The organism is Prosthecobacter sp. (genome assembly GCF_044232965.1).
GTDB lineage: Bacteria > Verrucomicrobiota > Verrucomicrobiia > Verrucomicrobiales > Verrucomicrobiaceae > Prosthecobacter.
Genome location: NZ_JBIIKX010000048.1, coordinates 1 through 16,840, shown reverse-complemented (window position 1 = coordinate 16,840; position 16,840 = coordinate 1). Strand labels below are relative to the sequence as shown.

The window sequence follows — 16,840 nt, the reverse complement described above, 5'->3', positions numbered from 1 at the left end:
CCTAGGCCGGTTGCAGCACCACCTTGAGCAGACCTTCTTTGTTATCGTAAAGGCGCTTGAACCAGTCGGCTCCTTCAGCCAGCGGGGCCACAGCGCTGAGGAGCGGCTCGACCTGGATGCTGCCATCTTGAATGCGGCGGATGGCCTCGGGGTATTCGCCTGCGCAGGAGCAGGAACCTTTGATGGTGAGCTGACGGGTGACGACTTCCTGGAGCGGGAAGGGGGTGTTGGGCTGGAGATTGCCGATGAGAACGACCTGGCCGCCTTTGCGCACGCTGCGGATCGCGAGATCGAGTGGTGCGGCAGCGCCCACGACTTCAAAGCTGGCATCCGCGCCATCACCACCGCAGATCTGGCGGATGTGCATGGCCAGACCTTCCTGTTTGGCGTTGAAAACCTCCTCCGCACCGAGCTTGCGGGCCAGTTCGAGGCGTTTGTCGTCCAAATCGACGGCGATGACCTTTTCCCAACCGCGTGCCTTGAGCGCCTGGATGACGAGCAGGCCGATCAAACCGGCTCCCACGACGACGGCGACGCCGCCTTTGGCTTCAGGTTCGCAGTCGCAGCCGCCTTCATGGCAGTGATCTTCGGCGGGGGCAAACGCCTCGCCGACTTCGATGCCGTCGGCCAGATTGACCGCATGCAGCGCGATCGACACAGGCTCCGCGAAGGCCGCCTTCTCATATGAGAGCGCTTCCGGGATGCGATACAGGATGCGGGTCGGTAGCGCGATCTTTTCGGCAAAGCAGCCGTGGCGGCGGTATTCGCCAGGGGAAACGCCCAGCACTCGGCGGTTCGGGCAGAGGTTCACGAAGCCCTCCTTGCACTCGTCGCACTCGCCGCAGTATTCGGTGGAGTCAAAGGTCACGCGATCGCCGAGGTTCCAGCCGGTCACACCTTCGCCTAGGCCGATGATTTCGCCCGCAGCCTCGTGCCCCATCACGATGGGCATCTGGCGGCGGCCGCTGCGGCCGTCCATGCCGTGAATGTCACTACCGCAGATGCCGCAGGCCTGCACTTTGACCAGGACTTCGTTCTTGCCCGCTGTGGGCTCGGGGAAGTTGAGGTCGTAATTAAACTCGGAGGGTGCGGTGAGGACGAGCGCTTTCATGGGAGCGCGGATCATGCCGCGAGTGCGCCCGGAGGCAAGGAATGATCACGCGCGTTCGGCCTACTCGTCGCCACCCACCTTGCCGCGTCCTTCTTTGATTCCGGCGCGGTGACGCTTCCCGGCGACGAAGCGGCGCTTCAGGCCGCGTGGGCGCGCACGGGTCTGACGGCGGACTTTTTCGCGCTCGTTTTGGATCTCGAGCTGGGCGGTTTGAAAGGCAGTCTCCAGGCGCTCGCAGAGCTCCTGGCGGGCGATCAGACGGTTCTGCGATTGGGAGCGCTCGCGCTGGCAGCGCACCTCAATGCCGCTGGGAATGTGCCGCAGCACGACAGTGGAACTGGTTTTGTTGATCTTCTGCCCGCCCGCGCCCGAACCGCGAATGAACGACTCCTCCAGATCCTCCTCACGAAGGCGGAGTTTCTGCATGCGGGTGCGCAGGGCGTTGTCTTCAGGCAGATCGGCCATGGGCGGAGCATCGGGGCAGGGGAGCGTGGCTGCAACCACCGCGTTTGCATCCGCCGCATGCCCCGCTATGACTGGGCGATGGAAGAATACCACCGACTGCTGCGCAAAGTGCTCGAACACGGGAGCTACCGTGAGGACCGCACCGGCACAGGAGCTTACTCGATTTTCGGCGAGCAGAGCCGCTACGACCTCAGCACCACCTTTCCCCTCGTCACCACGAAAAAACTGCACCTGCGCTCGATCATCCATGAGTTGCTGTGGTTTTTGAAGGGCGACACGAATGTCGGTTATCTGCGCGAGAACAAAGTGACCATCTGGGACGAATGGGCCGATGAAAACGGTGATCTCGGCCCGGTCTATGGCGCGCAATGGCGTCGCTGGCAGGGAGCGCCGGGCGCGGAGCCTGTGGATCAGATTGCCAAGCTCATTCATGGCCTCAAAACAAACCCCTACAGCCGTAGGCACATCGTCAGCGCCTGGAACGTGCCGCACATCGACAAGATGGCGTTGCCCCCCTGCCACTGCCTTTTTCAGTTCTTTGTCGATCGCGGCAAATTGAGCTGTCAGCTCTACCAGCGCAGCGCTGATCTTTTTCTTGGCGTGCCGTTCAACATCGCCAGCTACGCGCTGCTGGTGCTGATGGCTGCGCAGGTTTGCGATCTCCAGCCTGGCGAATTTGTCCACACCTTCGGTGATCTGCATCTCTACTCGAATCACCTCGATCAGGCGAAACTTCAGCTCACGCGTGAGCCGCGTGCCTTGCCCGTGATGAAGCTTAACCCCGCCGTTAAAGAGATCGACGCCTTCCGCTTCGAGGATTTTACCTTGGAAGGCTACGATCCGCATCCGGCCATCAAGGCTGAGATCGCCGTGTGATGGCCCCGCCGGCCGCGGGCACAAAAAAGCCGCACTCGCCAAAGGCGGGTGCGGCGTGGGTGACTTCAAGTCAAAGCGGCGAGATTACTTCGCGTCTTTCTTGGGCTTCGGGGTGATTTCTTCCTTGGAAAGGGAGCCGTCCTTGTTCTTGTCCATCTTGCCGAAGCGCTCTTCAGCCTTGGCGGCGTCTTTCTTGGCGCCAGGGGAGGCGAGAAACTCTTCTTTGGAGATGGAGCCGTTGGCGTCCTTGTCGAGCGTCTTCATCATCTGCTCTGGGCTTGGCGGAGCCTTCTTCTTGCCGGCTTCCGGCTTCTTGGCGTCGCCTTCGGCGGCGTTGATGGTGGCGGCGAGGGCGAGGATGGCGAGGATCGAGGTGATCGATTTCATAGTCTGTGGTTGATACTGGTTTGTGTTTGCGGAACGCGGGGGGTTGGGGTTCCAAGCCTGCGTGTGCGTGCTTTAACGCGAATGTTCCCACGCAGTTTCAAAAAAGATCGGGCAAATTTTAAACGGGAGGATTCTGACGGCCAAAAGCCCGCTCACAGCAGCCTTGCGGCGGCCTCGGCCAGGGCGCTGCGCTCGCCTTTGACGAGCGGCACATGGGCGGCAAAGGGCTGGCCGCGCATGCGCTGGCGGGTGTAAACAAGGCCGTTGCTGCGGCTGTCCACATACGGATTGTCGATCTGCGCCGGATCGCCGACGAGCACGAGCTTGGAGCCACGCGACATGCGGGTGACGATGGTCTTGGCCTCCAGCGGCGTGAGCTGCTGGGCTTCATCCAGCACGAAGAAGCGGTCCGGGATGCTGCGGCCGCGGATGTAGCACAGCGCCTCGATCTCGATGACGCCCTGCTGGATGAGCGGGTCGTATGGCGCGGCGGGCGCGGTGATCTGCTGCGGTTCGGGCATGAAGCGGTTCTTTTTCCGTGCCGGGCCCTGCTGCACGCCTTCGATGGGGCGCATGAGGAGATCCAGCGCGTCATACACCGGCTGCAACCAAGGGCGCATTTTTTCCTGAAGTGATCCTGGCAGGAAGCCGACCGTCTGCCCCATCGCCACGATGGGACGGCTGACGGTGAGGCCGTGGTAGGTGCGGCCAAAGACTTGCTGCAATCCAGCGGCGACCGCGAGCAGCGTCTTGCCTGTGCCCGCCTGGCCGTAGCAGGTGACGAGGCTGATTTCAGGATCGAGCAGCGCGTCGAGCAGGCAGGCCTGGCCGAGGTTCATCGGCTTGATGGCCCGGCCCTGGCCGACCTTGATGGATTCCGGCGTGTGGTGCAGGCGCACAAACTCCCCCTGCGTGCTCAGCTTCGCGGGCATGGTGGCTTTTTCACCGGCGGAAAGCAGCGCGTAATCATTCACCACCATCCCGGCGGTGCGGTTCTCTGGCACGGAGAGCCGGCCGCTGCTGGCGAAACGCTGCAGCTCATGCGGGCTGATCTCGACACGGGCGATGTCAAAGTTCGCCACCTCGCGCGGCTCCACCTTGTCGTGCAGGTAATCCTCGCACTCGATGCCCACGGCGCGCGCCTTGAGCTGCATGTTGAGGTCCTTGCTCACGAGGATGACCGGCGGAGACACCTGCTCGCTCAGCCAGAGCGTGCAGGCGAGGATGCGGTGATCCGCCTTGTCCAGGTCGTGGAAAATGCGTTCAAACCCCTGCACGCTGGCGTGCTTGCGCGCCTCCACAGGATCATAGACCGCCACACGGATGCTGCCGCCGCCATCGGTGGGCACGCCGCTGGTTACCGAGGCACCCTTGGTGGAGAAGATCTTCATCAGCGCCCGGTGCACCTCGCGGGCGTTCGCACCGCGCTCCGTCATCTCGTTTTTAAAGCGGTCCAGCTCGCTGAGCACGTCCACCGGGATGCAGATGTGGTGCTCGGCAAAGCGGTGGATGCAGGCCGGGTCGTGCAGCAGCACATTGGTGTCCAGCACAAAGGTCTTGGTGCCCACGGGAGTGGCTTGGCGGCGGCGGCGGGAGGGGGCGGGGGAGGAAGGATTCACAGAAGAGGGACCAGGATCAGAAGGACGGGTGGAAATGAGCGAAGGGGTTAGGGATGCAGGATGGTCGTCGCGGTCCATGGTGGTTCTGTGTTGGGGGTTGGTCCTGGCGTTTGATCAGGAGGGACGGTTTTTCTTTGGCGCAAGGGGAGTGCCAAGCCTGCCGATCCCTGAATGTGATTTTTTGTATGAATCACGGTAAGTGCCGGAGAGTGTCAGACCGTCGAGAAGCTGGCAAGAAATTATTCACAATGCGTGAGTTTATTCACAATGGCCGGACATTCGAGGGTTGGGTCAGGCTCCTGGGCAGCGGGTCTGTGCCTGCGGTTTGAGTTTTCTGTGATCCCTTGGTCTCCCTGCCTACCCCAACGGCACCTCAAAATACTCCAGCGCCCACTCACGCATGTAGCGCACGCGGTTCGGGACGAAGCGGTAGATGATCAGCTCGGGATTGTCGAGACTGCGAAGGTAGGCGCGCAGCAGCGGGCTGGTATCCCAGATCTCCTCCAGCAGCGTCCGCTCCGTGACGATCTCGGCCTTCGCGGTGATGCGCACCTGATGATGATCGTCGTCGGTGTAGCAGAGCTCGGCCTTGGGATTGGCCTCCAGTTCGCGGGTCTTGCCGTAGCGGCGCAGATTGGCGACATAGACGGTGAAGCCATCGGTGCGCACCGGCGAAACGGGTCGCAGGCGCGGCTGGTCGCCATCCACGGTGGCGAGCATGGGGAACTTCGCGGCTTTCATCGTGGCCTGAGCGAGCTGCGGGAGTTCGGCGGGATCAACAGGCTGGGGCTGAGGAGGCGGTGGCATGGTGAATCATACGCGGTGAGATGAGTGAGTCTAATTTGCCTGCATCTTTGGAGTTCACAAACCGACGCAAGCCGCTACGATGCGCGGCTTTCCCCTCCCGATGAAAAATCTGCCCACCGCCTTTCAGCGCAACGCGCTGTGGACTGCTGTGACCGCCCTGTCGATCACCGCTATCGGCGCACTGGCAATCGGTTTGATCTATCTGCTAACCCAGGTGATCGCCTTTTTGCAGCCGATCCTCGTGCCCTTCGCTGTGGCTGGAGTGCTGGCCTACCTGCTGGAACCCGGCGTGGAATGGCTGGAGCGACGTGGCCTGAACCGCCAGCGTTCCGTGCTGCTGGCTTTTGCCGTGTTCACCCTGGCAATAGGTGGCCTAGGCTGGTGGGTGGTGGTGAAGCTGGATGATCCCACACGGCACCTCGCCGAGCGTGTGCCGGTTTACTACACGAAGGCGCGGCAGGCGGTGCTCGACTTCTCGGCCAAGATCGAAAAAGACTACGGCATCACGCTTCCGGTCCACGCGGCGGCTGCCGAATCCGTCGTCACGCCTGTGGCACCCGCTGCCAATGCCAAGACAGGCGCTGACGATTTCGACTTTGATTTGCAGGCATTTTTGAGTGGCGACTGGGTGAAGACGACGCTGCCCAAGCTGCCAGGCATGGCGTGGGCCTTCGTTCGCTCGAGCGTGGGTGGCTTCCTCGGCGTCTTCGGCTTCCTGCTCTCCTTCATCATTGTGCCGCTCTATCTCTACTATTTCCTGATCGAGAGCGCCAAGATCCAGGAGCAGTGGTCGGATTACCTGCCGCTGCGTGCTTCTGCTTTTAAAGACGAGGTGGTGAGCTGCCTGAACGAGATCAACACCTACCTCGTGGCCTTCTTCCGCGGCCAGCTTTTCGTCAGCGTCATCAATGGCATCGCCACCGGCATCGGTCTGGTCGTGGTCGGGCTGGATTTTGGCCTGCTCATTGGCCTGGCGCTCTGCGTGGCAGGCATCATCCCATATCTAGGCATCGCTCTGTGCTGGATCCCGGCGGTGGTCATCGCGGCGGTGCAGGGAGGCAGCGCCTTGATCCCGGGAGATCCCTGGTGGGTCATGCCGCTCGTGGTGACGGGGGTGTTTGCCCTCGTGCAGCAGATTGACGCCCTTTTCATCACCCCGCGCATCGTCGGCGAAGCTGTGGGCCTGCATCCGCTGACCGTGATCGCCTCCGTGCTGGTCTGGGCGCTGCTGCTGGGCGGTTTGCTCGGTGCCATCCTCGCCGTGCCGCTCACCGCCTCGGTGAAGGTGCTGTTTCAGCGTTACATCTGGCGCGCCCGCATCGCGCCGCAGACGATCGGTGGTGCTAGAAAGGAGGAGCGTGTGTCATGCTGACGAGCAGCCGTCATCCGGGTGTCATTCACGTCGGTCACTTCACCTACAAGCCGTTTCACGGCGCCCTTGGCTTCATGATGTCCTGCGCTGCCGGCGTGCTATTGGTGCGGGTGCTGCTCCGGCTGTTTCAAGAGGATGTGGTATCAGAGAGCAGCATGCGGCTGGCCGCAGTTCTTTCGCTGCTCGGCTGTCTGTTGTTTTACTGGGGCACCACCTGGTTTTTCTCTTTCATTACCGGCTATTCACGCAAGCTCATTATCGGCGAGAACGGCATCCGTTTTGGCCCGTCCTATTTCTCCTGGCCTCAGGTGGCACGGATCGGAGTGCGCTTGAAACGAGGCTGCTACCAGGTTGAATTGGTGCTGAAAAGTGGCTGGCACGTCCGTCGTCGGCTGGTCACAGATGACGGCATGACCGGGGAAATGAGCGAAGAGTTCATCCAGGCTTTGAAAAGAGAAATTCAGCCTAGGTTTCCAGGGATGGAAGTTGTCCCCGCCTCCCTTGGAATCACCAGGACTGAAGTGGAAGAACATCGTCATCCGTCCCAGGATGCCGCACCGGCTTCTTGATTTCATGCGCAATGTGCTTCTAGTTTTCCTCGGTGGCGGCCTCGGCTCAGTGCTGCGCTACCTCACGGTCATCGGCGTGTCGCGTTTGCTGCCCAAGGCAGTGCTTCCGTGGGGAGTCTTGGCTGCGAACATCCTCGGCAGCTTTGTGCTCGGCTTCCTTTTTGCCCTGCCAGCCATGAAGGAGAAAAGCAGCGGCCCGTGGTTGTTTGCCGCCACCGGCTTCCTCGGTGGCTACACCACCTTTTCCACGCTCTCGAACGATTCCTGGCTGCTGCTGGTGAACCAGCATTCCTGGCTCGCGCTGCTCAATGCCTTTGGCAGCATCGTCGTAGGTGTAACCGCCGCCGCTCTGGGCTGGTGGGCGGGCAGCAAATGTGTGTGATCCAATTCACGCCTCGATTTCCGGGGCGCTAGCGGCGGCTTCCGCGTCTTCTTCGCGGGCCGATCCCACTTTGAGGGAAATCTTGATCCCATGCTTTGCCGCCGCTGTGTTCAGCAGGGAGCGGATCGCGCTGATGGTCATGCCATTCTTGCCGATCACATGGCGCACGTCTTCCTGCGCCAGTTGCACGCGGTAAGTGACCGCGCCATTCACATTGGTGCCGATGGCGATGGTCGCCTGCTGCGGGTGGTCGATCAGATTCGCCACCACATACGAAAGGAACTCGCGGAGGGCTTCCGACGCGTCCATGTCGGTTTAGGCCGAGAGTGCGGCGCTCTTGATGATGCTGGCCACCGTTTCGGAGGGCTTGGCACCTTGGGAGATCCAGGCATTCACGCGATCGAGCTTCACGGTCGCTCCTTTGAGTCCCTTTTGAGGATCGTAGGTGCCGAGAATCTCAAGGAAACGGCCTTCCTTGGGGAAGCGCTTGTCAGCCGCGACGATACGGAAAATGGGGCGGTGCTTGGCACCTTCTTTACGGAGACGGATAACTACGGCCATGATGCGGGTACGGGGATAGGGTCAGGTTTTGGGGAGGCGCATAGTGGAGACTCCGAAAGGGAAATCAACCGCTTTTTCCCCCTCTTTCTCCGAGCTGCATGCTCCGGGGATCACGCCAGCACATCTTTGATCACATGCCCATGCACGTCCGTGAGCCGCCGTTCGATGCCGTTGTTGTAGTAGCTCAGCCGCTCGTGGTCGATGCCAAGCAGATGCAGGATCGTGGCATGCAGGTCGTAGATCGTGCTCACCCGCTCCGCCGCCTGGTAGCCAAATTCGTCGGTGGCACCGTAGCTGAAGGCCTTTTTCACCCCGGCACCGGCCAGCCAGACCGTGAAGCCCTTCGGATTGTGATCCCGGCCGTTCGCGCCCTTCTGAAAGGTCGGCATGCGGCCAAACTCGGTCACAAAGGCCACCAGCGTGTCCTGGAGCAGCCCACGGGCCTTCAGATCCTTCAGCAAGCCCGCCACCGGCTGGTCGAGGATCGGCCCATGCACGGAATACTGCTTCTCGATCGTCTTGTGCCCGTCCCAGTTGCCCACGCCCTCGCCCATCGCGTACGAGCCGTTGAAAAGCTGCACAAAGCGCACGCCGCGCTCGATCAAGCGCCGCGCCAGCAGGCAGTTTTTCGCAAAACCGGCCTTGTTCTCGTTGCTGTCGTTCACGCCATAGAGATCCAGCGTCGCTTTGCTCTCGCCCGCCATATTGCCGACCTCGGAGGCCGCGATCTGCATCCGCGCCGCCAGTTCATACGACGAAATCCGCGCCGCCAGGTCGCTGTCCGCTGGATGCTCCTCCGCTTGTCGGCGATTGAGCAGGTTCACCAAATCACGCGTGCCACGATCCGCCGATTCACTCACGCTGGTTGGTCTCAGCAGATTCGGGATCGGCTTGCTCGCGTTGAAGGCTGTGCCTTGAAACACCGCCGGCAAAAAGGCCGAGTTCCAGTGCCGGGAGCCGATCTGCGGCACGCCACGCGGATCAGGAATCGCCACAAAGGCCGGCATGTCATCGCACTCCGAGCCCAGCGCATACGTCACCCACGAGCCGATGCCGGGGAAGCCGTCGAGGATGTAGCCCGTACTCATCTGGTTCTCCGCCGGGCCGTGCGTGTTCGACTTCGCCGTCATCGAGTGGATGAAGCACATGTCGTCCGCGAACTCCGCGATCTTTGGCACCAGATCGCTGATCATCTTCCCGCTTTGTCCGCGCGGCTTGAACTCCCACAGCGGCTTTACCAGATTCCCCTGCGCTCCTTGGAAGGTGATCAAGTCCGCCGCGCCTGGCAGCGGCATGCCGTGGCGTTTCACCAGCTCCGGCTTGTAATCAAACGTGTCCACATGGCTGATCGCGCCCGAGCAGAAGATCATGAGCACGTTCTTCGCTCTCGGCTCAAAATGTGGCGGCCTCGGCGCATACGGGCGTGACGGATCGATCAGCGGTCGGATCGGGTCATTCGCTAGCAGGCCCTTCTGAGCCAGCAGCGACGTCAATGCGATGCTGCCCAGCCCGCTGACACTTTGATTCAGGAAGGTGCGACGTGAGAGAAGATGATTTTTCATGGCTGGAAATCAGTAAAGGGTCATGAACTCGCTCGTGTTGAGCAGCGCTCGGCAAAACATCGCCAGCCCGTGCTCGGAAATCAGCTGCGTGGACGCGCTCAGCTCATCCGCACGCGGATCACGCTGGTAGGCCAGTTGAAACGCACGCTTCACCTGTGCCTCCGCCGCCTTGCCAGCTTCCTTTTCAAGCCGTGCGGCAAACAAACCGGCCTGCTGCATCGCAAAGGTGCTGTTCAGGAAATTCAGCGCCTGCAGCGGCGTCGTGCTCGACGTGCGCCGTGGGGCGATCTGACCCGCATCTGGAACGTCGAAGGCGCCAAACGTGTCATCGAGCTGCACCCGCGGCTTGCTCTGATAAATCATGCGTCGGAACGTGTCGGCCCCGAACTCCTGCTTCGACTGGTACACCTTCACGTAGTTGTCATTTGGCTCGAACAGATCGAATCCCGGCCCTCCCATCGTCAGATCGAGCACACCGCTCACAGCGAGGATCGTGTCCCGCAGCGGCTCCGCCTCAATGCGGCGCGTTGGGAATCGCCACAGCAGCCGCGAGCCGGAATCCGCCTTCAAACCTGCGTCATTCGCGGTGCTCGACTGTCGATACGCCGCCGAGTTCATGATCAGGCGATGCATTCCCTTCAAACTCCAGCCTCGCTTCATGAATTCCGCCGCCAGCCAGTCCAGTAGCTCAGGATGCGACGGCTTGCCGCCGTTGAAGCCTAGATCACTGGGCGTATCGACGATGCCCGTGCCGAAATGGTAATGCCACAGGCGGTTCATCATCACACGAGCCGTGAGCGGATTCTTCGAATCGGTTAGCCACTTCGCCAAAGCCATGCGTCGCTCCGATTCCGGCGTGTCTTTGGCCAGATCTAGCTTCGCGCCGAACTGCGACAACCCACCCGGCGCGATCTCTTCCTTCGGCGACATCGGATCACCGCGATGCAGGCGGAAGGTTGGTCCCGGTCGCTCAAACTTGCCGAGATAGGCCATCGGGAAGCTCGTCAGTTCCTTCAACTCGCGTTGCAGCACCGCTCGTCGCTCGCTTTGCTTCTTCACTTCGTCGGCATTTTCGCCTGTGACGCCGCTCAGCGTTGGAACATCGCGAATCCGCTCCCGATAATCCGACGCCAGTCGATCTGCTGATGACGCCACGGCCTTCCAGGCTTTTCCATCCAGCGAGACCTCGACCAGATAATTCGTGGGAATGCGATCTTGATACGCCTTGCCCTTTTCGGTCCGATCCCGGCTCCAAACCACGCTGCTGAGAGTCTCCTCACGCGGCAGCTCGATTTGCAGCCAGCCCTTGGCCCCCTTCGCGATCCAGCTCTTCGCGTTGCCATACAGGCCGTCATTCGCATGCGCGATCTGGTGAATCGAATTCGCACCATCAGCAAAAACATCCGAGGCCGTCACCTTGGCTCCGTTCTTCGCCAGCGCGACATTCTTGCCGCCTGCAAAGACCTCCAGCTCATCAATGCAGGGCTGGCCGCCGTTCGTCGAGTTGATCGTGAAGCGCACAAACTTCGCCTTCACGGCATCAAAGCTCTCATGATTCGCCAGATGCGTCACCGGCGCACGCAGATGCGGCTGGGAAGCAGGTTGAGCATCCGCCGCTTCTTCAAACAGCACCGCGTCTGCCACCGTCGGACCGCCAAGCTTGCCGCTGCGCAGGATGAGAATGGAATCCTGCGTCAGCGCGTGCGTGCCGGCGTATTTGAAGCCGCTCCAGCGTCTCTGCTCTGGAATCGCTCCGCTGCCGTCTGCAAACTTGCTCTGATCCACCGAGGCGATCTCCTTCTGGTCGTTCTTCGTGTTCGCATCGCCGTCGATATCGAGAATGTAGCGCGCATCCTTCGCATGCGTCGTCCATGCGCCCCAGGACAACCAGAGGCGCTGCTTGCCACTCACACGCGGATTCCACGAGAAGAAGTCTTTGCCCGCCTCGTCGGTCTTTGCGCTCCAGTAGCGGTAGCTCTCACCGAGGTTTGGCAGCCGAGTTGAGTCGCCCAGATCAGATAACTGGCCGGCTTCCGTGCCTGGCGAGTAATCAATAGGCTTTCCATTCGCTGGTTGCTCGATCTGCACACAGCCAATCGCCTCCGGCTTCGTCGGTGGCGGCAGATCATCATCCACCAGCACACGCTTCGTGAGCTGCGCCTTAGGTTGGAAGCGTGACAGCGTCGCATCAATCGCCGCGATTTCTTGTCGCATGTTTTCGGCCTTCTTTTGGTTCTTTTCCGTATCCGCTGGGCGCAGTTCGCGCTCCGCATGCTGCACTCCTTCGAAAATGCCACGCATGCGGTAGTAATCGACCTGGCTCACTGGATCGAACTTGTGATCATGGCAGCGCGCACAGCCCACCGTGAGCCCCAGGAAGGTGCTGCCCGTCGTGCTCACGAGGTCATGCATCTCATCCGCCCGTTGATTGGCCCGCAGCGCCGGGTCCTGGCCCTTCACCTGATCCCAGGCACCCGCCACGAGGAATCCCGTGCCCTCATCCGCGCCGAGTTGATCTCCGGCGATCTGCTCCCGCACGAACTGGTCATACGGCTTGTCCGCATTGAGCGAACGGATGACGTAATCGCGATACGGCCACGCATTGGGCCGCAAGCGGTTCATTTCAAACCCGTGGCTCTCCGCAAAGCGCACCACATCCAGCCAGTGCCGAGCCCAGCGTTCGCCATATCTCGGTGAAGCGAGCAGGCGGTCGATCAGATGCTTGATGCTGGATGCTTGATCCTGGATGAACTCTTTCTCGAAAGCCGCGACTTCTTCGGGCGTCGGTGGCAGTCCGATCAAATCAAAGCTCGCACGGCGGATGAACGTCCGCGCATCGGCTGGCGGATTCATTGCCAGTCCTTTCTCCTTCAGCTTCTCGGTGATGAAAGCATCCATGGAGGCGTGCTTGGTGGGTTTCAACGGCAGAAAAGACCAGTGCGTCACATCGCCTTTTGGTTTCTCCTTCAGCACGATTTCTTGCGGCCATGCCGCTCCCATGTCGATCCAGCGCTTGATCAAATCAGCCTCCGCAGACGAGAGCGCAGGCTTCTTCTTCGGCATCTCGGCTTTGTCGCCGGGCGACTCCGGCACGATCATCATGTAGAGCAGCGACTCCGACGCCTTGCCCGGAACGATGGCCGGACCTTCATCACCGCCTTTCAGCGTTGTTTCGAGTGTCTCCATGTTCAGCCCGCCTTTCGTTGTCACGTCGTTGTGGCACTCGACGCAGTTTTTCACCAGGATCGGCGCCACCTGCTCATGAAACAGCTTTGCTGCATCAGATTTAGCCGCCAGCAAGCTGGTGCTCGCGATCAGCAAGGAGAAGGGGAGAAGGGATTTCATGCTCAGTGGGATTTTTTCGGCTTTGGCAGTGCCAGGTCGGCTTCGGCGGTGATCAAGTGCTCGCGCATGGCTTTCGCGGCGGCGGTGGGATCACGTTTCTCAATGGCGTCAAGCACGGCGGCATGCTGGCGCACGGCGTTTGTGGTCGAAGTTCGGCTGTAGCCACGACTGAGGCTCGTTTGGATCAATTCAGAAAGCGAATGCAGCAGCAGCGTGACGATTTGATTGCCCGAGGCCGCCGCCAGCTCGCGGTGAAAGGTCATGTCAGCCACCACGGCCGTTTCAAAATCAACCGCGTCCTCAAGCTGCTTCAATGCGGTGCGCAGTTTGCGAATCTGCGCCGCGCTGGCGTTCTCCGCCGCGAGCCGTGCGTTCTCCGGCTCCAGCATGAAGCGCACCTGGATGAGCTGCCGCAGCCGCTCCTTGTCATCAGGAATCAGCAGTGCCAGCGAGCCGTTGAGTGGCTTGTGCAGCTTGTCCACCACCTTGGTGCCGACGCCGTGCTTCACTTCGAGCAGGCCTTGCAGTTCCAGCCGCTTCGTCGCCTCACGCACCACGGGGCGGCTCACGCCGAGCTTGAGCGCCAGATCGCGCTCCGGCGGCAGCCAGCCATCGCTGCCGCTGATCTCATCGCGGATTTCCGAAGCGATACGCGCGCACACCTCCTCGACGAGGCCGCGCTGGGGTTTGATGGATGAAAAGGCCATGTGGTTAGAGGTCTTACCACTGGATTAAACGCGGGCGTTTTCGCGATTCTATCGCTCGGGCTCAAACCTCAGATCGTCATCGACGAATACCCGCCGTCCACGACCATCTCATGGCCAGTGACGAACGAACCGCCGGCTCCAGCAAGCAGCAGCGCAGCGGCGATGAGTTCCTTGGCCTCGCCAAAGCGGTTCATCGGCGTGTGGCCCATGATTTTCGCGACGCGGTCGGGCGTGAGCACCTTCTTGTTCTGCTCGGCCGGGAAGAAGCCGGGGACGAGTGTGTTCACGCGGATGCCGAGCGGCGCCCACTCGCGGGCGAGGTTCTTGCTGAGATTGTGAACGGCACCCTTGCTCATCGAGTAGGTGAACACGCGGCTTAGCGGCAGCAGGCCGGACATGGAGCCGAGATTGATGATGGAGGCGGGGATTTTCTCCTCCACGAAGTGTTTTCCAAACACCTGGCAGGCCAGAAACACGCCCTTGGTGTTGATGTTCATGATCCGGTCGTATTCATCCTCGGCGATGTCGAGGAACGGCGTGGCGGAGTTCACTCCGGCGCCATTGACGAGGATATGGCAGCCGCCGGAGCGCTCCAGCACCTGGTCGAGCAGGATTTGCAGGTCGGCTTTGCGGCTGGCGTCGGCAGAGACGAAGTAGGCCTGGCCGCCGGCGGCCTGGATGGTTTCGAGGCGCTTGTCAGCCTTCGTCTGATCCCGACCAACGAGCACGACTTCCGCGCCGGCGGAGGCATAGCCTTCGGCGATGGCACCGCAGAGTTCACCGGTGCCGCCGATCACGACAGCCGTTTTGCCTTGGAGGGAGAAGAGTTCGAAGATGGAGGACATGGTTAGAGTCGCATCTATGGCGTGTCATTCCCGCGCTGCAAGCCGCCTCTCCCGACACTTTCGGCATCTTGACACTGCACGCGCAGTGCTCTCCCGTGTTCGTATGCCCTGGAGCCACATCATGGTCTTCCTCGCCGGTGTCCTCGTCGGCGCGGCGACGCTTGTGCTGTGGAAGGCGCTGCGTTTTGCCGCAGATCTGCGTGCCGCGCGCCATGCGGTGTCCAGCTATGTGTTTCCTGACTGCGGCGTGGCCGATGAACAAGCGCGGAAGGCCGTGGAGGAGTGCAAAAACCGGCTGCGCTGGCAAAAAAGTCTCAATCCCGAGTGGCTGCCGCCGCTGGTGGACGAGGTGCCGAAACTCGTGCGCGAGATCGCGGCGATCTACCATCCCGGCAAGCAGGAGGCGCTGCTCGCACCGGGCCTCAGCCAGTTCTCACGCGCCGTGCATCTCGCGGCGATGGATGTGGCGGACTTTCTGCAAACGCGCTCCATCGGCCGTCTCGTCGATGTGAGCGCTAGCACGGCGATCAAGACGTGGGAGATGACGCACAAGATCGCCACGCATGAGAAGATGCAGACCGCGAACAAATGGTACAAACGCCTGCTGCCCTACTGGCAGGTGCTGCGCTTCAAATCCCCCATCATGTGGGCCGGAGTGGCCGTCTCCAACGTCGCCGCCCGCACGCTGCAACCGGCGGTGATCGACATCATCGCCAAACGCACGATTGATCTCTACAGCGGACGTTTGGGCAAAGGAACGGTTCCAACGGCGACCATCATCGTGCCGGATCAGGAAGCACCGCCAGGGGCGATGTGAGCACTTTTCATCACATTTTGAGCATGGTGATTCGATCCCGAATGGATCAAAGAAGGTAGCCAGGGGTCAACGACCCCTGGATTGAAATCGAGGCGATGCCGAGTTCAAGCTCGCATGCCGGAGGTATGCGAGAAGGGAGCGAAGAACGGATGCGTGCCTCTTGCATCCCTGCCGGGATGCGGCCTTGAGCGGGAGACGTTGGGCGTGTGGTCCGGGGGCGGCGTTCGCTGCGCGAACTTGCCCCCGGCTACCTTCTTTGATCCCTTCGGGATCATTCGGGAAGACGACTACTTCTTCGTGCTCGTCTTCGCCTTCAAACTGGCGAGGTAGGCCACGACATCGCGAATCTGCGGTTTGGTGAGGATGCCGAGCATGGGTGGCATGACGCTGATGGGCGGGGTGGCGGTGGCGATTTGAGCGCGGGGGATGCTTTGGGTTTTGCCGTCCGGCAGCCGCACGGTGATTTGTTTGGCATCCTCTTTGTCGAGAGCGCCGGAGATGCTTTTGCCGTCCTTCAAGGCGATGGAGACGAGTCCATAGCCGGGGGCGATCTGGGCGATGGGATTGAGCAAGGATTCGAGGAGGTATTTCCGGTCCTTTTGACTGCCGATGGTCTTCAAGTTGGGCCCGACCTGGCTGCCTTCCTTGGCCTGGATGGGCGGTTCGGCGATGCCGAGGTGCAAACAGGCATTCAGCCTGCGACGCGAGAGACGCGTGGTGAGTGCGGGAAACGCCTCCGGGATGTCGGCGTCGTCATGACTTGTGCCAAGTTGCGCCCCGTTTCACGACTATATTAGCGCGTTCAACTTGATGGTATAAGGGCGATGCGAAAGCCTCGGTAGTGGTTTTGGGTGTCAGGAAGATCGTCGTCTCGACTGGCTGCGCGGCAAAAATCGGGAAGGCTGCCATACGAACCGCCGCGAGACACGCGATACTCGCCTGATGACGGGCCTGCGGGGTCTGCTCCCCCTTTCAGCTCTATGTCATACCAGTCAGCGCACCATTCTTCGACATTGCCGTGCATGTCAAACAAGCCACTGGCATTAGGCTTTTTCTGGCGCACCTCATGGATACTGTGGCCGCTATTGTCAAAATACCAGCCCACGTCATCCAATCTACCGCCGCAATACGATCCTCGCTCCCCGGATCTGCAACCATATTCCCACTGAGCTTCAGTTGGCAGGGCAAACTTCCAACCCTTCGGCAAGATTTGCTTCTCGTTGAGCTTGGCCAAGAAAGCCTGCGCATCTTCCCAGCTCACAGTTTCCACGGGCAAACTTGCACCTTTGACTAGGCGGTGTCTTTGCAAATCAAGCGAGGTGAGTTCTATCCAGGAGGGCGGCGAAAGTGATGAACCCCGCAAAGGATGAGGCGGTTTTGTCGGCACGCAAAGCGAGGCGTTTGTGTGCCTTCAT

Annotated in this window: 18 protein-coding genes; 5 read left to right on the top strand and 13 right to left on the bottom strand. The window is 60.9% G+C overall.

The features are described from left to right. Window position 1: 1 nt before the first annotated feature. The gene (locus ACILSI_RS18045; protein ID WP_395723300.1) at window positions 2–1,111 is read right to left on the bottom strand and encodes a galactitol-1-phosphate 5-dehydrogenase; all 1,110 of its coding nucleotides are present in this window, start codon (window positions 1,109–1,111) and stop codon (window positions 2–4) included. Window positions 1,112–1,171: 60 nt separating this feature from the next. After that, window positions 1,172–1,576 (bottom strand): peptide chain release factor family protein, encoded by a 405-nt coding sequence (locus tag ACILSI_RS18040; protein ID WP_395723299.1) that lies wholly within the window; start codon window positions 1,574–1,576, stop codon window positions 1,172–1,174. A 78-nt stretch (window positions 1,577–1,654) separates the two neighbouring features. On the opposite strand from ACILSI_RS18040, the gene ACILSI_RS18035 reads away from it, so the two are divergent. Further along, complete coding sequence (locus ACILSI_RS18035) at window positions 1,655–2,452, top strand: thymidylate synthase (RefSeq protein WP_395723325.1); 798 nt, start codon at window positions 1,655–1,657, stop codon at window positions 2,450–2,452. An 84-nt stretch (window positions 2,453–2,536) separates the two neighbouring features. Here the strand turns inward: ACILSI_RS18035 and ACILSI_RS18030 are convergent, their stop codons facing one another. From ACILSI_RS18030 to ACILSI_RS18020, 3 genes are all read right to left on the bottom strand, one after another. Next, complete coding sequence (locus ACILSI_RS18030) at window positions 2,537–2,839, bottom strand: hypothetical protein (RefSeq protein ID WP_395723298.1); 303 nt, start codon at window positions 2,837–2,839, stop codon at window positions 2,537–2,539. A gap of 152 nt (window positions 2,840–2,991) precedes the next feature. After that, a complete protein-coding gene (locus ACILSI_RS18025; RefSeq protein WP_395723297.1) occupies window positions 2,992–4,458 on the bottom strand; it encodes a PhoH family protein in 1,467 nt (488 codons plus the stop codon). 357 nt (window positions 4,459–4,815) lie between these two features. After that, on the bottom strand, window positions 4,816–5,265 hold the full coding sequence (locus ACILSI_RS18020; RefSeq protein ID WP_395723296.1) for a pyridoxamine 5'-phosphate oxidase family protein: 450 nt from the start codon (window positions 5,263–5,265) through the stop codon (window positions 4,816–4,818). A gap of 100 nt (window positions 5,266–5,365) precedes the next feature. Here ACILSI_RS18020 and ACILSI_RS18015 point away from each other — a divergent pair, with 100 nt between their 5' ends. From ACILSI_RS18015 to crcB, 3 genes are read left to right on the top strand one after another with little or no spacing between them, the layout of a single operon-like run. Further along, window positions 5,366–6,637, top strand: a complete 1,272-nt coding sequence (locus ACILSI_RS18015) for an AI-2E family transporter (RefSeq protein WP_395723295.1) — start codon at window positions 5,366–5,368, stop codon at window positions 6,635–6,637. After that, window positions 6,631–7,206, top strand: coding sequence for a hypothetical protein (locus ACILSI_RS18010; RefSeq protein WP_395723294.1), 576 nt, complete (start codon window positions 6,631–6,633; stop codon window positions 7,204–7,206). The genes ACILSI_RS18015 and ACILSI_RS18010 overlap by 7 nt, the downstream gene beginning before the upstream one ends. A 4-nt stretch (window positions 7,207–7,210) precedes the next feature. Beyond that, window positions 7,211–7,588, top strand: a complete 378-nt coding sequence (gene crcB / locus ACILSI_RS18005; protein WP_395723293.1) for a fluoride efflux transporter CrcB — start codon at window positions 7,211–7,213, stop codon at window positions 7,586–7,588. Window positions 7,589–7,594: 6 nt separating this feature from the next. On the opposite strand, the gene ACILSI_RS18000 is transcribed toward crcB, so the two are convergent. The 6 genes from ACILSI_RS18000 to ACILSI_RS17975 all read right to left on the bottom strand — a co-directional run bounded on the left by ACILSI_RS18000 (window position 7,595) and on the right by ACILSI_RS17975 (window position 14,608). Then, a complete protein-coding gene (locus ACILSI_RS18000) occupies window positions 7,595–7,897 on the bottom strand; it encodes a KH domain-containing protein (protein ID WP_395723292.1) in 303 nt (100 codons plus the stop codon). Window positions 7,898–7,903: 6 nt separating this feature from the next. Then, a complete protein-coding gene (gene rpsP / locus ACILSI_RS17995; RefSeq protein ID WP_395723291.1) occupies window positions 7,904–8,149 on the bottom strand; it encodes a 30S ribosomal protein S16 in 246 nt (81 codons plus the stop codon). A gap of 110 nt (window positions 8,150–8,259) precedes the next feature. Beyond that, window positions 8,260–9,711 (bottom strand): DUF1501 domain-containing protein, encoded by a 1,452-nt coding sequence (locus ACILSI_RS17990; RefSeq protein WP_395723290.1) that lies wholly within the window; start codon window positions 9,709–9,711, stop codon window positions 8,260–8,262. Between the two features lie 9 nt (window positions 9,712–9,720). Beyond that, entirely contained in the window at window positions 9,721–13,056 is a 3,336-nt protein-coding gene (locus ACILSI_RS17985) for a DUF1553 domain-containing protein (protein WP_395723289.1), read from the bottom strand. A 2-nt stretch (window positions 13,057–13,058) separates the two neighbouring features. Further along, on the bottom strand, window positions 13,059–13,763 hold the full coding sequence (locus ACILSI_RS17980; RefSeq protein WP_395723288.1) for a FadR/GntR family transcriptional regulator: 705 nt from the start codon (window positions 13,761–13,763) through the stop codon (window positions 13,059–13,061). Window positions 13,764–13,831: 68 nt separating this feature from the next. Then, window positions 13,832–14,608 carry an SDR family oxidoreductase gene (locus tag ACILSI_RS17975; RefSeq protein WP_395723287.1) on the bottom strand — a complete coding sequence of 259 codons (777 nt, stop codon included), beginning with the start codon at window positions 14,606–14,608 and terminating at the stop codon, window positions 13,832–13,834. 103 nt (window positions 14,609–14,711) lie between these two features. Between ACILSI_RS17975 and ACILSI_RS17970 the strand changes: the two genes are divergently transcribed. Then, window positions 14,712–15,425 carry a hypothetical protein gene (locus ACILSI_RS17970; protein ID WP_395723286.1) on the top strand — a complete coding sequence of 238 codons (714 nt, stop codon included), beginning with the start codon at window positions 14,712–14,714 and terminating at the stop codon, window positions 15,423–15,425. Window positions 15,426–15,712: 287 nt separating this feature from the next. On the opposite strand, the gene ACILSI_RS17965 is transcribed toward ACILSI_RS17970, so the two are convergent. After that, complete coding sequence (locus ACILSI_RS17965; protein ID WP_395723285.1) at window positions 15,713–16,108, bottom strand: hypothetical protein; 396 nt, start codon at window positions 16,106–16,108, stop codon at window positions 15,713–15,715. Window positions 16,109–16,227: 119 nt separating this feature from the next. Further along, window positions 16,228–16,812 carry a formylglycine-generating enzyme family protein gene (locus ACILSI_RS17960; RefSeq protein WP_395723284.1) on the bottom strand — a complete coding sequence of 195 codons (585 nt, stop codon included), beginning with the start codon at window positions 16,810–16,812 and terminating at the stop codon, window positions 16,228–16,230. Window positions 16,813–16,840: the final 28 nt, after the last annotated feature.

What these genes read in the sequence shown, in the direction of transcription:
- ACILSI_RS18030 (WP_395723298.1), bottom strand. Translation starts at nt 2,839, where the DNA reads ATGAAATCGATCACCTCGATCCTCGCCATCCTCGCCCTCGCCGCCACC.
- ACILSI_RS17980 (WP_395723288.1), bottom strand. Translation starts at nt 13,763, where the DNA reads ATGGCCTTTTCATCCATCAAACCCCAGCGCGGCCTCGTCGAGGAGGTG.
- ACILSI_RS18015 (WP_395723295.1), top strand. Translation starts at nt 5,366, where the DNA reads ATGAAAAATCTGCCCACCGCCTTTCAGCGCAACGCGCTGTGGACTGCT.
- rpsP (WP_395723291.1), bottom strand. Translation starts at nt 8,149, where the DNA reads ATGGCCGTAGTTATCCGTCTCCGTAAAGAAGGTGCCAAGCACCGCCCC.
- ACILSI_RS18035 (WP_395723325.1), top strand. Translation starts at nt 1,655, where the DNA reads ATGGAAGAATACCACCGACTGCTGCGCAAAGTGCTCGAACACGGGAGC.
- ACILSI_RS17985 (WP_395723289.1), bottom strand. Translation starts at nt 13,056, where the DNA reads ATGAAATCCCTTCTCCCCTTCTCCTTGCTGATCGCGAGCACCAGCTTG.
- ACILSI_RS18020 (WP_395723296.1), bottom strand. Translation starts at nt 5,265, where the DNA reads ATGCCACCGCCTCCTCAGCCCCAGCCTGTTGATCCCGCCGAACTCCCG.
- ACILSI_RS17990 (WP_395723290.1), bottom strand. Translation starts at nt 9,711, where the DNA reads ATGAAAAATCATCTTCTCTCACGTCGCACCTTCCTGAATCAAAGTGTC.
- ACILSI_RS18045 (WP_395723300.1), bottom strand. Translation starts at nt 1,111, where the DNA reads ATGAAAGCGCTCGTCCTCACCGCACCCTCCGAGTTTAATTACGACCTC.
- ACILSI_RS18000 (WP_395723292.1), bottom strand. Translation starts at nt 7,897, where the DNA reads ATGGACGCGTCGGAAGCCCTCCGCGAGTTCCTTTCGTATGTGGTGGCG.
- ACILSI_RS17975 (WP_395723287.1), bottom strand. Translation starts at nt 14,608, where the DNA reads ATGTCCTCCATCTTCGAACTCTTCTCCCTCCAAGGCAAAACGGCTGTC.
- ACILSI_RS17970 (WP_395723286.1), top strand. Translation starts at nt 14,712, where the DNA reads ATGCCCTGGAGCCACATCATGGTCTTCCTCGCCGGTGTCCTCGTCGGC.
- ACILSI_RS18010 (WP_395723294.1), top strand. Translation starts at nt 6,631, where the DNA reads ATGCTGACGAGCAGCCGTCATCCGGGTGTCATTCACGTCGGTCACTTC.
- ACILSI_RS18040 (WP_395723299.1), bottom strand. Translation starts at nt 1,576, where the DNA reads ATGGCCGATCTGCCTGAAGACAACGCCCTGCGCACCCGCATGCAGAAA.
- crcB (WP_395723293.1), top strand. Translation starts at nt 7,211, where the DNA reads ATGCGCAATGTGCTTCTAGTTTTCCTCGGTGGCGGCCTCGGCTCAGTG.